We start from the raw sequence: 13,822 nt of genomic DNA on the forward strand, positions 1-13,822 counted from the left end.
ATCAAAACGACAATCGGGAGGATGCATGTCTGGTATCAAGCTGACGAATGTCAGCAAGTCGTTCGGCTCGTTCAAGGTCATTCATGGCGTCGATATCGAGATAGAACAGGGCGAGTTCGCGGTTTTTGTCGGCCCCTCGGGCTGCGGAAAGTCGACGTTGCTCAGAATGATTGCGGGGCTGGAGGAGACGAGCGGCGGGCAAATCCGCATCGAAAACGACGACGTGACGCACAGGGAGGCCTCCAAGCGCGGCGTGGCAATGGTCTTCCAGTCCTATGCGCTTTATCCGCATCTGTCCGTTTTCGAAAACATGGCGTTCAGCCTGTCGATCGCGCGCCGGCCAAAAGCGGAGATCCAGCAGAAGGTCAAGGCGGCGGCGGACATTCTGCGTCTCGGTGACTACCTGGATCACAAGCCAAGCCAGCTTTCCGGCGGCCAGCGCCAGCGCGTGGCGATCGGCCGGGCGATCGTGCGCGAGCCGCGCGTCTTCCTGTTTGATGAGCCACTGTCCAACCTTGACGCCGAACTTCGCGTAAAGATGCGCATGGAGATCGCGCGCCTTCATCGGCAGATCGGCGCGACCATGGTCTATGTCACACATGACCAGGTGGAGGCGATGACGCTTGCCGACAAGATCGTCGTGCTGAGAGGCGGCATCGTCCAGCAGGTTGGCGCGCCGCTCGAACTCTATCGCGATCCGCAAAACATGTTCGTCGCAGGCTTTATCGGCTCTCCGGGGATGAACTTCCTGAAGGCAAAAGTCGTAACCGGGGGGCAGGGCTCCTTGCGGGTCGAACTTGAAGACGTGCCCGGCCAGCCGTTCGATCTGCCGACCCGCGCAGGCGTTGCTCCGGGCGCATCTATCCATGTCGGCGTCCGTCCGGAACATATCGGGCTCGGGGCGGGCGAAGGCACTGTGACGCTTCCGGCCGTAGCCGAGTTCACCGAGGAGCTCGGCGGCACCGGCTACCTGCACATTCTGACTGCGAGTGGCGCGGAAATGACGGTCGAGTGCCGCGACAAGCGCCCGCAGCCCAAGGAAAAGATCAACCTCTCTTTGAGGGTGCCCGAAATGCTGGCCTTCGACAGCGAAGGCAGGAGGCTCAGCTGATAGCCGCAATTCGGGCGTCTGAGCCCGGATTTCGGAAGTGAATGCAGGAAGAGGAATGCGGGCCTTGGAGGAGGTTTGCGCCCAAGACCGTTTCGTACCACGCGATGGTCACAACCCATGAATTTTTCGAGGAGGAACCGACGTGAAAATACTATTGAAACTGGCCGTTTCGGCGGCAATCGCATTGCTGCCCTCGGCAGCGGCATTCGCACAGACGGATATTACCTGGTGGGATTTCTTAAGCGGAGGCGACGGTATCCGCATGAAGGCGCTCATCAAGGAGTTCAACGACACCCACCCGGACATCAAAATCAACGCGACGACGCTTGAATGGGGCGTTCCCTTCTATACGAAGGTGCAGACGTCCGCAGCCGTCGGCCAGCAGCCCGACATCATGACCTATCATATGTCGCGTTATCCGCTTGCCATGCCGACCGGCATCTTGCGGCCATTTTCGGATGAAGAGCTCGCTTCCGCCGGAATCAAGAAGGAAAACTACGTCGATGCGGCTTGGAAACAGGCGACTTTCGACAACAAGGTCTATGGCATTCCCTTCGACGTTCATTCGATCGTCCTTTACTACAACAAGACCATTTTGAAAGAGGCCGGGCTGCTGGGCGACGACGGTCTGCCCAAGGGTCTCGACGGGCTCGACAGTTTCAATGCCGCGCTCGAGAAGATCAAGGCAACCGGCAAGGTCGAGTATCCGTTGTCGCTGCATACCGACGAAGGCGGTTCGATGTGGCGCGTCTTTTATACCCTGCTTTCACAGCAGGGCGCGAAGTTCATCGACGCAGACGAGATCCTGCCCGGCGATGCCGGCGTCAAGGCGCTGCAGACCATGGCGCACTGGGTCTCCACCGGCTATTCGCCGAAACTGATTTCGTATGAAGCCTCGATCGCGCTTTTCACCTCCGGCAAGGCCGCCATGCATATCAACGGCGTCTGGGAGGTGCCGACCATGGTCGACCTGCAGAAGAACGGCAATCTCGGTTTTGAATGGGGTGCCATCGAAATACCGAACCTCATGGGTACGCAGGCGACCTGGGCGGACTCGCACTCCTTCCGCGATCCCGAACAGCGATGCCAGGCCGATCGCTCCGGAGAAGGTGAAGATCGTACTCGAGATCATCAACTGGATGAACGAGCACAGCATCTCCTGGGCAAGCGCGGGTCACATTCCGGCCTATAAGCCCGTGACCGACAGCAAGGAATTTAAGGAAATGCAGCCGAACGCGACCTATGCGAAGCTCGCAGACACGGCTGTCTTCGATCCGGTCTCCAAACTCGCAGGCGTCGCAGGCCCGATCTACGAAGCGACGCAGAACTTCGTGGTTCCGGCATTGAACGGGCAGCTCGAACCGGAAGACGCGATCGAGCAGATGCGCGAAGAACTGCAGAGCCAGATGTGAGAATTCGTCGGCCGGAGCGACCCTCCGGCCGGCGTCTGCGCTTGAAGGAGGGGCTTAGTGTTCAGAAGTGAAAGACGAGGCAAGACGCTGACGGCGATCATTATGATCGCGCCGTTTCTGACCGCCTATCTGGTCGTGTTTGCCTACCCGGTCTACAAGATGTTTGCCTTGAGCTTCACCGACGCGCCACTGATCGGCGAGGGCCAGTGGGTGGGCTTCGGCAATTATGTGAAGCTCTTCGGCCAGAAGCTCTTTTATACGTCTGTGTGGAACACCGGCTATTTCGTGGTGCTGACCGTCATTCCGAACACGCTGATCGGCCTTGGCCTGGCGCTGATGGTCGTGCGTCTGAAGGGCTGGCTGCAGAGCCTGATACTCGTGCTTTTCTTCATTCCCTATATCCTGCCGGTTTCGGTCGTGACGCAGATATGGCAATGGGTGCTCGACCAGCAGTTCGGCATCGCGCAGTACATCATCGAATTCTTCACCGGCAAGCGCGTCAGCGTTTTCCGCGACCCCGTCTGGGCGATGCCGATGGTGGCCCTCGTCACGGTCTGGTGGACGAACGGCTTCAACCTTTTGCTCTTCATCGCCGGACTGCGCAACATTCCGCAGGATTATTATGAGGCTGCGATGCTTGACGGCGCGACGCGCCTCCAGTGCTTCCGCCGCATCACCTGGCCGCTGATCTGGCCCGTCACCGCGCTCGTTCTCACATTGCAGCTTATCCTGCAGCTGAAGATTTTCGATCAGGTCTATCTGATGACCGAGGGCGGACCGTTCAATTCCACCTATGTGCTGCTGCAGCTCGTTTACCGTGAGGCCTTCCGCCTCAACCATGGCGGCGTGGGCTCGGCGGTTGCGGTGATGCTCTTCCTAATAATCGTCGTCGTTTCCGTCCTGCAATACCAGCTTCTGCGCGTAAGGGAGCGCTGACACATGCCCGGCAAGACAATCGGCAACGCGCTGCTTCTCGTCCTGACCCTGTGCATCGCCTGCATGTGGGCATTCCCGATCTATTGGGCGGTCGTCACATCGATCAAGCCCGAGCAGGAGGTGGTATCGAAAACGACCTTCATTCCGGACGTCTTCAACTTTTCGGCCTATTACTTTGCGCTCTTCAATACCAATCTCGCCACCTGGTACATGAATTCGATCGTGACCTCGGTCACCGTCACGATCGTCGTGATCGTCATCAGCGTGATGTGCGCCTACGCGCTGTCGCAGATCGTCTTTCCGGGCCGCAAACTGCTCTATGGCATCATCCTCGCGAGCTTCATGGTGCCGTCGCAGGCTCTAGTGGTATCGCAGTTCGTGCTTATGCACCGGCTGGGCCTGATCAACACCTGGGGTGGCATCATCCTGCCGCAACTGATCGTTCCGGTGGTTGTCATCGTCTACAAGCAGTTCTTCGATTCCGTTCCAAAGGAACTGCGCGAAGCGGCAAAGCTAGATGGCTGCGGGGAATTCCAGATCCTCTTCAAGCTTTATCTACCACTGAACTGGGGAATTACCACGGCACTTGCGATCATCACCTACATCATGGCCTGGAACGCCTTCCTGTGGCCCTTCCTTGTCACGAGCTCGGAGGACATGATGACGGTTACCGTCGGCATTACCCAGATCAGCGATGCCTTCGGCGTCAAATATGCCCGTGACATGGCCGTCGCGATCCTCGCCGCCATGCCCGTCGCAGTTGCCTATCTGCTCTTCCAGAAGCGCGTGACGCAGGCGCTGATGCTCTCTTCCGGCATCAAGGGCTAGACGAGTGAAGAACACCTTTCGGGCCGAGGTGAGAAGGCCCAGCCGGTCCGCGGCAGCTCTCCCGTGGCGCGGGCCGGCACCTATAGAAAAGGCGGCGACACCGGCAACCCTGCATGGTATCAGCGAAGTACAGCCGAGAAAGACTGGAGAACCAGTAGTAGAGCATGGAGACTAAGCTTCTAACCGTCGATCCGATGAAGGATGCCGAAGTGGTCCAGGCCCTCGGTTCAACGACGCGTATCGAAATCCTCAACCTGCTGCGCCAGAAAGGTCCCTTGAATGTGAACGACATCGCCGGTCACATGGGCTTGCCGCAATCGACGGCGGCGACCAACTTGAAGGCGCTGGAACAGGCAGGGCTGATCCAGACGCAGACGATGAAGGCGACGAAGGGTAATCAGAAGGTCTGCTCCTGCATCTACGACGAAATTTTGATCCGCTTCGACGCCAGTGGCACAAAGTCTGCTGAAGACGTCGTAACCGTCAGCATGCCGATCGGGCTTTTCACGGAGTTCGAAGCGGAGGCGCCCTGCGGCCTGTGCTCGGTCAACAACGTCATCGGCATGCTGGACGTGCAGGAAGTCTTCCTCGACCCGCAACGCATGCAGGCCGCACTTTTGTGGTTCACCCGCGGCTATGTGGAGTACAAATTTCCGAACAATGCCAAGGTCACGGGCCGGAAGATCCGCAAGGTGGAGTTTTCGGCGGAGCTCAGCTCCGAGACGCCGGCGACCAATGCCAACTGGCCATCCGACATCTCGATCTGGGTGAACGGCATCAAGGCCGGCCACTGGACGTCACCGGGCGATTTCGGCGACCGGCGCGGCATGTACTCGCCGGCTTGGTGGAAACTCAGCGGCTCGCAGTACGGCAAGCTCAAGACCTGGACGATCGACGACAAGGGAACCTGGATCGATGGTGCGATGGTCTCGACACAGACGATTGCCTCGCTCGGCATTGCCGATCATCATTCCATTCGCTTTCGCATCGGCATTGACGAGAAGGCGGACAATCCGGGCGGCATGAATATTTTTGGCAAGGGCTTCGGGGATTTCGACCAGGACCTGGTGATGTCGATCTATTTTTGAGGCAAACCTGGAAACGGAAGGGGCCCGCCTCCTGTCATGTCGGCGAGCCCCATGAATGTCATCGACTTGCTCGAGTTCGGTGACAGCAAACAAACGCAGCTTTTTGGAGAAAAGTTCCCGTCCGGCGCTGGAAACTAAGAGCATCCCGCCGATGCTTACACTTACGCTCCCGCTCCTGGGTGCGAGAAGTTGAAAACGCTGTCGCCAGTTTTTTCGTTTTCCTGGGGCATTACAGCCGGACAATGCAGAATGAAGGATTTCAACGCGAAGTGACGGCGGTAGCTGCGGCCTGCCTGAAGTCGGCCATTAATAACAGCCCATGCTGGTGTGAAGAAGAATGGGCAGGGTGAGCCGGTATCGAAGCAAAGTGTTTCTCGGGCGGCTAGTCGGACGAAGAAGATCGGCGATATCGACACGCACACCTCAAGCGAGCGGAATGATCGCGAATCGATCAGATCCATGCCATTTCCCCTTAGAAATTGCGGTGGCGCGCAGGTCAGAGGATGCGCTAAGAAAGTGATTCAACGGGAGTTTTGCCCTTGATGAATTCGAGCCTCGATCATCTGCCGGAAAAGAAACAGCGTGAACTGGCACGCGTTGTCGAGATCATCCACGAGGAATTCGAAGACGCTTTGAGGGGAGGGGAGGCGGACTTCAAGAAGAAGGGTCGCATCTGTAAGATCATTCTCTTCGGGTCTTACGCGCGGGGCACCTGGGTCGATGAGCCCCATACGATGAAGGGCTACCGTTCGGACTACGATATCTTGATTATCGTCAATACGAAGAAGCTGACGGACCCCGAATACTGGTATGCCGTCAAGGACCGGCTAATGCGCGATCGGGGCATCAAGACCCTAGTCAATCCTATCGTTCATTCTCGTCGCGAAGTCGGCGATGCCTTGCGGGAAGGACGGTATTTCTTTTCGGATATCCGGAAGGACGGCGTGGTGCTGTATGAGATCGACGATCAGCCGCTGCCGGAACCAAAGCCTTTAACGGCAGAAGACTCTTTTCGAATTGCAAATGAGCATTTTCAGAAACGACTTCCACAAGCTCGTACTTTTGCTGAAACCGCAGAGTTTTGTGTGTCCAAGCATCGCCCAGACGAAGCGGCGTTTCTTCTACATCAGTCAATCGAGCAAGCGTATACAGCGCTCCTGCTTGTCCTCACGAACTACAGCCCTCCCTCACACAATTTAGTGTTCTTAAGAGCGCTTGCAGAGGATCGGGATCAGGCTCTCGTAGCAGTTTGGCCCCGGGATCGGCAACGTTTCGTCGCTTGGTTCAACGTCATCAACGAAGCTTTATGTCAAAGCCCGCTACTCTAATAGTTACGAGATTTCCGAGGAGGCCTTGATCTGGTTGCTTCAGCGAGCGAACGCTCTTCATAGCCACATAGAAGATGCATGCCGATCGCATCTGCAGGTGTTATCTAGAGAGTTCAGGAAAGAAAATTGATGGGTTCGCTTGTCCCCTCTCAATTCCGATAAGCATTACTTATCGACGATGAGCATTACTTATCGATAGTGAGATCGTGTATTTGGCGACCATGTGGTTCGTCCCAAGTCGGCGCTCTCTTTCGGGTGTGGCGGTAGACTCCAGCTAACGCGGTCACATTGATGGCGTGCAATCAGCTGCCATCTTGATGGCAGAGAAGTTGGGCCTTATATTGACGCCTCAAAGGAGAAGACCGTCATGGCCGCACCGCAGCTTTCTGTCCGAAGCTCCAAAGCGCGAGATTTAGCGCACAGGCTTGCTCGCCGCGAAAACCGGTCGATTGCCGAGGTGGTCGAGCGCGCACTCGAAGCCTATGAAATTCGGGAGGCAGGACGTGAACCCGCTCCGAGCTTCTATTCTCGTCTGAGCGCACAGTGCGGGACGGATATCGACCTGGAAGCCGTCCTTCGCGAAAATCGCCGGCCGCATAGAGGCATCGAGCTTTGATTTTTCTCGATACCAATGTCGTCTCCGAGACTTTAAAAAAGGCACCCAACGAGGCGGTCATCGCATGGCTGGTACGGTTCGATGCAGAACTGGCATTACCGACGGTGACGATCGCTGAGATTTGCTTCGGAATCCAGAAAATTAGGCCGGATCAGCGCGCTGACCGATTAGAACAAGGATTACACGAGTGGCGCCATCGTTTTGCGGATCGAATTTTCGGACTGACTGAGGAGGCCGCGCTTGCCTATGGCGAGATCATGGGCGACGCAGCTCGCAAGGGACGGGGTATGTCGGCCCCTGATGGGATGATCGCAGCGATAGCGCGGGTAAACGGCGGTCGCCTTGCTACCCGCAATCTTAGAGATTTTGAGACGACGGGACTCGACCTCATATCCCCGTGGGAGTTCTGACGTCCAAATAGGCTTCACCTATAAGCGTCAGAAGGGGAGGGGCCTTAATCGGCCAGCGGGCTTAGGCAAGATTGATTTGCAATCCGCCGCGGCGATGTTGGCAATGACCGGAAAAGTCTCACTTGCCATGGAGCAAGCGTTCTCGTTTTCCAATGCTGAATGCGAGGACTAGGATCAAGCTCTAAAGCTTTCTTTGTCTGGCTCTTCGCTTCATCGATCTTCCCGAGTTGACCGCATTGATCGACCTGACAAGCGGGATGCTCGCGGACCAGTCTCCCAGCGGCTTCATAGCTTCGTCCGATTCCTGATACCTGACGCCGACTGTCAGCACCCAACCCTTTGTAAACGAGAGAACTTCGCTGGCTGGATCATTCCTGATGCCGAAGTCCGTCCATGATAGGGCTTTGTCGATATCGCCTGCTGCAGCTGCGACTTCGGCCAGCACGCCAACCATGAAGGCATCGTTCGGTGCCAAGGCGATGGCCGCTTCAGCCTCCCTGAGGGCATTCTTGATGCTCCAAAGACAACAGTGAGTTGTCCGCCCCGGTACTGATAACGTTTTCGGCAAATCCATACCTCCTGTCCGTGCCACTTGCCGTGGCGCCGACATGCGTGCTCGTAGTGGGAGGCGCACGGCGCTGGTATTTGCGGGTCATTTCGGCGCTCGCATGGCCGAGCTGCTTTTGCACATGACGCTCATCGACCTCGGCCGAGGAGGCCAGGCCGGCGCGCAGCGAATGCGGGGAGAATTTGGCCGCCCGCTCTTCCTTCCCGAGGTCGCCATGCAGGCCGGCGGCAAGGGCCGCGGACTTTCTGCGACCCGATGAAGATCACGAAACGGAGGATCGAGAGCGTCGCACTTTCATGGGCCTGCCGTTCAGATCAGCCTCCGAGAGGGTGGTTCTCATTTTCGCTGGGTACCGGCCAAGGCTCGCGGCCAGTAATTTCCGCCCATTCGATCAAGGGTTTCGCTTGGTCGCTAACCGACACTGTCGGCGTCACGGGGATCAAAGGTTCACTGAAGCAACTTCGAAAGGGTGAAGATTATGGACAGACTCTTCTATATTGGTGTGTCAGCCGCTCTCTTTGCAGCCTTTGCCTTTTCGCTCAACTTCGTTGTCCCCTTCATCATCGGTGACTATTCCACCTTTGATTTTGCCCTCATCCGTCATGTCGTCTCAGCTCTCGTCGGGGTTTACATTCTGGTTTCCGAGAAACGCATAATGCGCCATCTCACAGTTCGGAACTGCCTACTGGCCATCTGGCTCGCCTTCGTCGGATATGTCGGTTACTTCCTGACGGTTACGGGAGCGGCCGTCTTTGCCGGCCCGGTTATCGCTCCGGCCTTTCTCGGCCTGGTGCCGATCGTGTTGATGGTCATTGGCAATCACCGTCAGGGATCATTGCCGTGGCGGTCCCTTATGTTACCTCTGGCGCTGGTGCTGGCCGGCCTTGTTCTCGTCAATGGCACGGCCTTCACGGCCGAAGGATTGAACTCTGTCAAATCGTTGTGGGTCGGCGCGCCGCTGGCGCTCGCTGCCGTGGGACTTTGGGTGTGGTTCGCCCTCGCCAATCAGGCTGCACTCGCCGCCCGACCGGAAATGCCCTCTGGTGTGTGGTCGGCGCTGATACTGGTCGGAGGCGGCGTCTTGATGCTGACCTTCTATCCCCTCGGTGCCGCAATGGACCTCTTCCGTCTTCCAGCATTGGGTTTCGGCTGGAGCGCTGCTGGCAGATTATATGTTTGGGGCGCATCTTTCGCGTTGCTGGCCACTGTGGGCGGCGTCTGGGCCTGGAACATTGCATCACGGAGCTTGCCTGTCGCACTGGCCGCGCAGTTGATCGTCTCGGAGACAGCCTTCGGTGTAATGGGAGGGCTTGTCGTGCATGCCCGTTGGCCAACCCCGATCGAAGTGACTGGGATGGTCGTCCTGATCGCCGGCGTGTTTCTGTCAGTGGGGATTTTCTACGATCGCCAATTCGCATCGGAAAAGACGTTGCTTGCGCAAGAGTGACCTGCGGGACGTAAAACCAATAACTGGCGCTCGTATCGGAGATGCAATCACCTTAACCCGCGATGTCCGCAATCTCGCAGCCACAGCAGCAGCGAACGGCTTTGCGGTCGCAACTCGAAACACGAGCCCCTTCGAGGCCGCCGGGGTTAAGGTGATCAATCCTTGGCCACGACGTTAAGCAGCGCTTCGTGTTCAGGTGCTCAATTTACCTCCGCAGCTCTCAAGGACCGCTTGGGCGTCCTGAAGATCGCGCGTCCCGTGGCCCTCCGAGAAATAGCCGAGGAGCGGGATGAGCAACTCGCAAACCTGCACCCTAAGACCCTGTGCTCGCCAAAGCCGGGCCAAACTCACCGCCGAGCGCAGTTCCCACATCTTGGCATCCTGCATGCGGGCGACGTCAAGGGCACGGTGAAAGCAGGCCTCGATTTCGGCAGGATCGCGCTCCGAGCGCGATGATATGAGTTCGCCCTTGAGCCGATGCAGCTCCGCCTCGCACCAGCGGTTGCGAGTGCGCGCGACAATGGTAAGCGCCTCGGCAACCAAGATGTCGCCCTCAGCAAAACGATCGATCTTGCCATACGCTTTCGCGAGTAAGCCCATCGCCCAAGGCTCGGTCATTCGTGACCCGATCGCCTGCATGCCAGCCAGCCCTTCTCGCAATCGCTCGATGCCTGTCGTGACTTGGCCCCGTTGCGCCAGCGCCCACCCCTGCAGGAAGACTCCCTGAGTGTGCCAGAATGGAAATCCGTGTTCGGCCGCGAAGGCTGACGCCAACTCCGCCGCTTCTTGCGCCCTCGCGACGTCCCGTCGATGCACGTGCAGAATCGCCGCCCATGTCAGGACATAGGCGCGGCTGAACAAATGTCCGAGCTTCGCAGTAATGGCGAGCGCCTCGTCCATCAGCTCCTGCGCCCGGTCGTCGTAGCCGAGATACCACAGCGCCATGGCGCCGCGGCACAGGCAGATCGGTCCTCCATCCTGTCCATAAAGCGCCAGATGCGCCTGGTGCTGGGCGATGTCGTACTGGTCGATCCCGCGTTCGAGGTGCTGCCATGCCGAGGCGAATTCGCCAAGCCAGGAGCAGGTGATGCCCAGCGCGTAGGAGGCTTCCACCATGAGCACGGGATCCGCGGCTTGCTGCGCCAACGCCAAGAGCCGTTCGCCAAGGCCCCGCGCCGCGGAAAGCTCAGACCGCACTGCGTGGTTGATGGTGAGGCCGAGAAGCACCGGGAACAGCCTGGGCGTATCCTGGACCCGCTCCGTCAGGTTGCGAGCACGGTTGTAGACACGCTCGACCTCCGGGTGGCCATAGCCCTTCGCAGCGGTAAGCACTTGCCCCAGGGTGGTCAACAATGTCAGCTCATGCTCGAGGCGCTCCGGGTTCTCGGGCATCTGAGTGAGCAGATCGAGGCCCTTGGCCAAATGGCCGGCTGCCTCGGCATTCGCCGCCCGGTCATTGGCGTGCTCGCCGGCGCGCTGCCAGAACACGACCGCTTGCGGTAGCTGTCCGGCCTCCGTGAGATGATACGCTAAGACCTCCGGCTCGGCGGCCACGACGTGTGGAGCTCGCTCTTCGATGACCTGGGCAATACGACGATGGAGCTCCCGGCGACGGCTCTTGAGGAGGGACTGATATGCGGTATCGCGAACAAGCGCGTGCTTGAAGCTGTAGATCGCTTTAGGGGGACTTCCGCGCCGAAAAACCAGTTCAGTACTAACCAGTTGATCGAGCCCCTGCTGCAGCTCAGGCTCATCGAGCACGCCCAACGCGGCAATCAACTCATGGGAGAACTCGCGCCCAATGCAGGCGCCGATCTGGGCGACCACCTTGGCCCCGCCGAGGCGGTCGAGGCGGGCCATAAGCGAGTCGTGGAGCGTTACGGGGATCGCAAACGGCGGTATAGGTGCAGGCAGTCCAAACTGATCGGCGGCCACCCCCAATAGGCCAGATTCGAGCATGGTTTTGGCCAACTCCTCAAGGTACAGCGGCACGCCATCGGTGTTGGCCACGATGTAATCGAGCACTCCGAGAGCCAAGAGCTTTCCACCGGTCAGCCGTTCGACCAGCAATTGAGCTTGCATGCGGTCGAGACGATTCAAGACCACCTTTGTCACGTGCGGGTAACTACGCCAAGGCGGCACGAACTCGGGCCTGTAGGTAATGACCAGCAGCACCGAGAGCTGCTGGATGTGGTCCACGAACAAGCCGAACAGCTCAAGGCTGCTCGCGTCCAGCCAGTGCGCATCCTCAAGTACCATGAGCACCGGCTGCTCCGCAGCCAGTCTGGCAAGCTGGGCGATGAGAACTTCGAAGGTGCGATTTTTGCGCTGCTGGGGCGCAAGATTCAGTCTTGGATAGCGGCCGCTGCTTGGGATTCCAAGAAGCTCTGCCAACAATGGGATAGCTTCGCTCACCTCACCCACCTGTTCCGCGAGCTGTGCCTGGAGCTTGGCGAGCTTGACGGCCGATGAATCATTGCGTTCAAAGCCCGCTGCCTGTTCGAGCTGGGCAATTACCGGACGAAGCGCGCTGTTGGTGTGGTAGGGTGAGGCGAAGTAACGGCGCAACAGATGCGGCTCCCTGTAGATGCGCTCGCGAAGTGCCAGCGCAAGACGCGACTTGCCGATTCCGGGCTCGCCCTCGAGCAGGACGACCTGACCTTCGGTGGCCTTGGCAAGATTCCAGCGATCAACCAGCAGTGCGAGTTCCTGATCGCGGCCGACCAACGGTAGCACATTCGCGTGACCGGCCTCGAAGCGGTCCTCGCACCGCACTTCGCCGAGCACCCGAAAAGCCTCAACCGCCTCAGCAAAGCCCTTGATCGGCCGCACCCCGAGGCTTTCTAGCTTGAACTGGCCCCGCAGCAGCGCGCGCGTCGCTTCGGCAATGACGACTGTGCCGGGCTCAGCCAGCGCCTGCAGGCGGGCCGCTAGGTTTCGGCGTCTCACCCACTACGCTGCGTTCCTCGGCCCCACCGGCGCCGATGATGTCGCCCACCACAACCAGGCCAGTGGCAATTCCGATGCGAACAGCTAAGCGTTCGCCTGCCGCATCCAGCCGGTCGACTGCCTCAACAACCGCGAGGCCGGCCCTCACGGCCCGCTCGGCTTCCTCCTCGTGAGCCTGCGGATAGCCGAAGTATACGAGGACGCCGTCGCCCATATACTTGGCAACGAAGCCGTCGTACCGGCCGACGATCTGGGTGGCGCAAGAATGGTACGCGACGATCGACTGCCGGAGGTCTTCCGGATCGAGACGCCTGGAGAGTGCTGTCGATCCAACCAGATCGCAGAACATCACCGTAAGCTGTCGCCGTTCGGCCTCGCTGTGGATCGGAGACACCGAGGGGTGCGGTGTCGTCGCAGGAGGCGACTGGTGAGCTAGGGCCGCGGCCGCCCTGAGAAACCGCTTGCGGTCACCAAGGGACAGTCCGAGCTCCTTCAGGTCGACATCGGTGAGATCGTCGACGACATCGAGATCGATGCCATTTTCCAAGAAGGTTTGGCGATACCGCTCAAGCCTAATGCTGGCAAGCCAGTCTCCGATGTCGGGCATGACCTAGCATCCATCTGACATGGTCGAATACGGTTGTTCTGATGCGGTGTCCTACAGGTTCAGGATATTCAGTTTACACCTGTGACCCTGCTTAGTCCCCGTCAATTCAGTCGCACGAGCTGCACGACCACCACCGCGGTTCATCAAGTCTCGTCGGGTTCACGATTTGCCCGGTGAAGCTAAATTCCGGAGCGAGATTGAAAAGCATCAGAAATGCTCTCCAGAGATCGCCTAATCTGTAACGACAGGCACTTTATTGTAAGAACGCGGCCGATTTGACGCGTCGGAGCGAGATCGGAATTGAAAGCGCAATCAGGGCCAGGGCGAAGCCTCCGGCAAACCCGGTGCGGTTCAGAATTAAATGACGACCGGGTCTATATTTCGAGTGACGGAATTTCCCAGGCGGTGGAATGACGGGCCAGTGCGGCGGCTGGTTTCGGCTGAGGTCGCGCCTTGATCCCTCGATGACTTCACGAGGGTGACTTGACCTTGCCTATAACGGATTTTCGCCGGAGAGGTACG

Annotated in this window: 9 protein-coding genes and 5 pseudogenes; 10 read left to right on the plus strand and 4 right to left on the minus strand. The window is 58.6% G+C overall.

What is annotated here, in order from left to right:
- The first annotated feature begins 25 nt into the window (after positions 1-25).
- The 5 genes and pseudogenes from ACZ9DP_RS02730 (at position 26) to ACZ9DP_RS02750 (ending at position 5,375) form a co-directional block, all read left to right on the plus strand.
- Complete coding sequence (locus ACZ9DP_RS02730) at positions 26-1,111, plus strand: ABC transporter ATP-binding protein (protein WP_476200133.1); 1,086 nt, start codon at positions 26-28, stop codon at positions 1,109-1,111.
- A 142-nt stretch (positions 1,112-1,253) separates the two neighbouring features.
- Positions 1,254-2,523, plus strand: a pseudogene (locus ACZ9DP_RS02735) (ABC transporter substrate-binding protein).
- Between the two features lie 102 nt (positions 2,524-2,625).
- A complete protein-coding gene (locus ACZ9DP_RS02740; RefSeq protein ID WP_476202177.1) occupies positions 2,626-3,459 on the plus strand; it encodes a carbohydrate ABC transporter permease in 834 nt (277 codons plus the stop codon).
- A 3-nt stretch (positions 3,460-3,462) separates the two neighbouring features.
- A complete protein-coding gene (locus tag ACZ9DP_RS02745; RefSeq protein ID WP_476200135.1) occupies positions 3,463-4,287 on the plus strand; it encodes a carbohydrate ABC transporter permease in 825 nt (274 codons plus the stop codon).
- Positions 4,288-4,451: 164 nt separating this feature from the next.
- Entirely contained in the window at positions 4,452-5,375 is a 924-nt protein-coding gene (locus ACZ9DP_RS02750; protein WP_476200136.1) for an ArsR/SmtB family transcription factor, read from the plus strand.
- Positions 5,376-5,536: 161 nt separating this feature from the next.
- Here ACZ9DP_RS02750 and ACZ9DP_RS02755 read toward each other — a convergent pair whose 3' ends face one another.
- Positions 5,537-5,836 (minus strand): hypothetical protein, encoded by a 300-nt coding sequence (locus ACZ9DP_RS02755; protein ID WP_476200137.1) that lies wholly within the window; start codon positions 5,834-5,836, stop codon positions 5,537-5,539.
- An 81-nt stretch (positions 5,837-5,917) separates the two neighbouring features.
- Here ACZ9DP_RS02755 and ACZ9DP_RS02760 point away from each other — a divergent pair.
- The 3 genes and pseudogenes from ACZ9DP_RS02760 to ACZ9DP_RS02770 all read left to right on the plus strand — a co-directional run bounded on the left by ACZ9DP_RS02760 (position 5,918) and on the right by ACZ9DP_RS02770 (position 7,729).
- A pseudogene (locus tag ACZ9DP_RS02760) lies at positions 5,918-6,833 on the plus strand (nucleotidyltransferase and HEPN domain-containing protein).
- A gap of 237 nt (positions 6,834-7,070) precedes the next feature.
- Complete coding sequence (locus ACZ9DP_RS02765; protein ID WP_476200138.1) at positions 7,071-7,319, plus strand: type II toxin-antitoxin system VapB family antitoxin; 249 nt, start codon at positions 7,071-7,073, stop codon at positions 7,317-7,319.
- Positions 7,316-7,729: a PIN domain-containing protein gene (locus ACZ9DP_RS02770; RefSeq protein ID WP_476200140.1), complete on the plus strand. Its 414-nt coding sequence runs from the start codon at positions 7,316-7,318 to the stop codon at positions 7,727-7,729. Before ACZ9DP_RS02765 ends, ACZ9DP_RS02770 begins: the two co-directional genes overlap by 4 nt.
- A 181-nt stretch (positions 7,730-7,910) precedes the next feature.
- Here ACZ9DP_RS02770 and ACZ9DP_RS02775 read toward each other — a convergent pair whose 3' ends face one another.
- Complete coding sequence (locus ACZ9DP_RS02775; RefSeq protein WP_476200141.1) at positions 7,911-8,303, minus strand: hypothetical protein; 393 nt, start codon at positions 8,301-8,303, stop codon at positions 7,911-7,913.
- Positions 8,304-8,361: 58 nt separating this feature from the next.
- Positions 8,362-8,541: pseudogene (locus tag ACZ9DP_RS02780) on the minus strand (tyrosine-type recombinase/integrase); the annotation flags it as partial.
- A 234-nt stretch (positions 8,542-8,775) separates the two neighbouring features.
- On the opposite strand from ACZ9DP_RS02780, the gene ACZ9DP_RS02785 reads away from it, so the two are divergent.
- Positions 8,776-9,744 (plus strand): EamA/RhaT family transporter, encoded by a 969-nt coding sequence (locus tag ACZ9DP_RS02785; protein WP_476200142.1) that lies wholly within the window; start codon positions 8,776-8,778, stop codon positions 9,742-9,744.
- A gap of 73 nt (positions 9,745-9,817) precedes the next feature.
- Positions 9,818-9,922 (plus strand): annotated as a pseudogene (locus ACZ9DP_RS02790) (VapC toxin family PIN domain ribonuclease); the annotation flags it as partial.
- 14 nt (positions 9,923-9,936) lie between these two features.
- Here ACZ9DP_RS02790 and ACZ9DP_RS02795 read toward each other — a convergent pair.
- Positions 9,937-13,300, minus strand: a pseudogene (locus ACZ9DP_RS02795) (AAA family ATPase).
- Positions 13,301-13,822 lie beyond the last annotated feature (522 nt).

It is taken from the genome of Rhizobium sp. USDA 4016 (assembly GCF_056279705.1).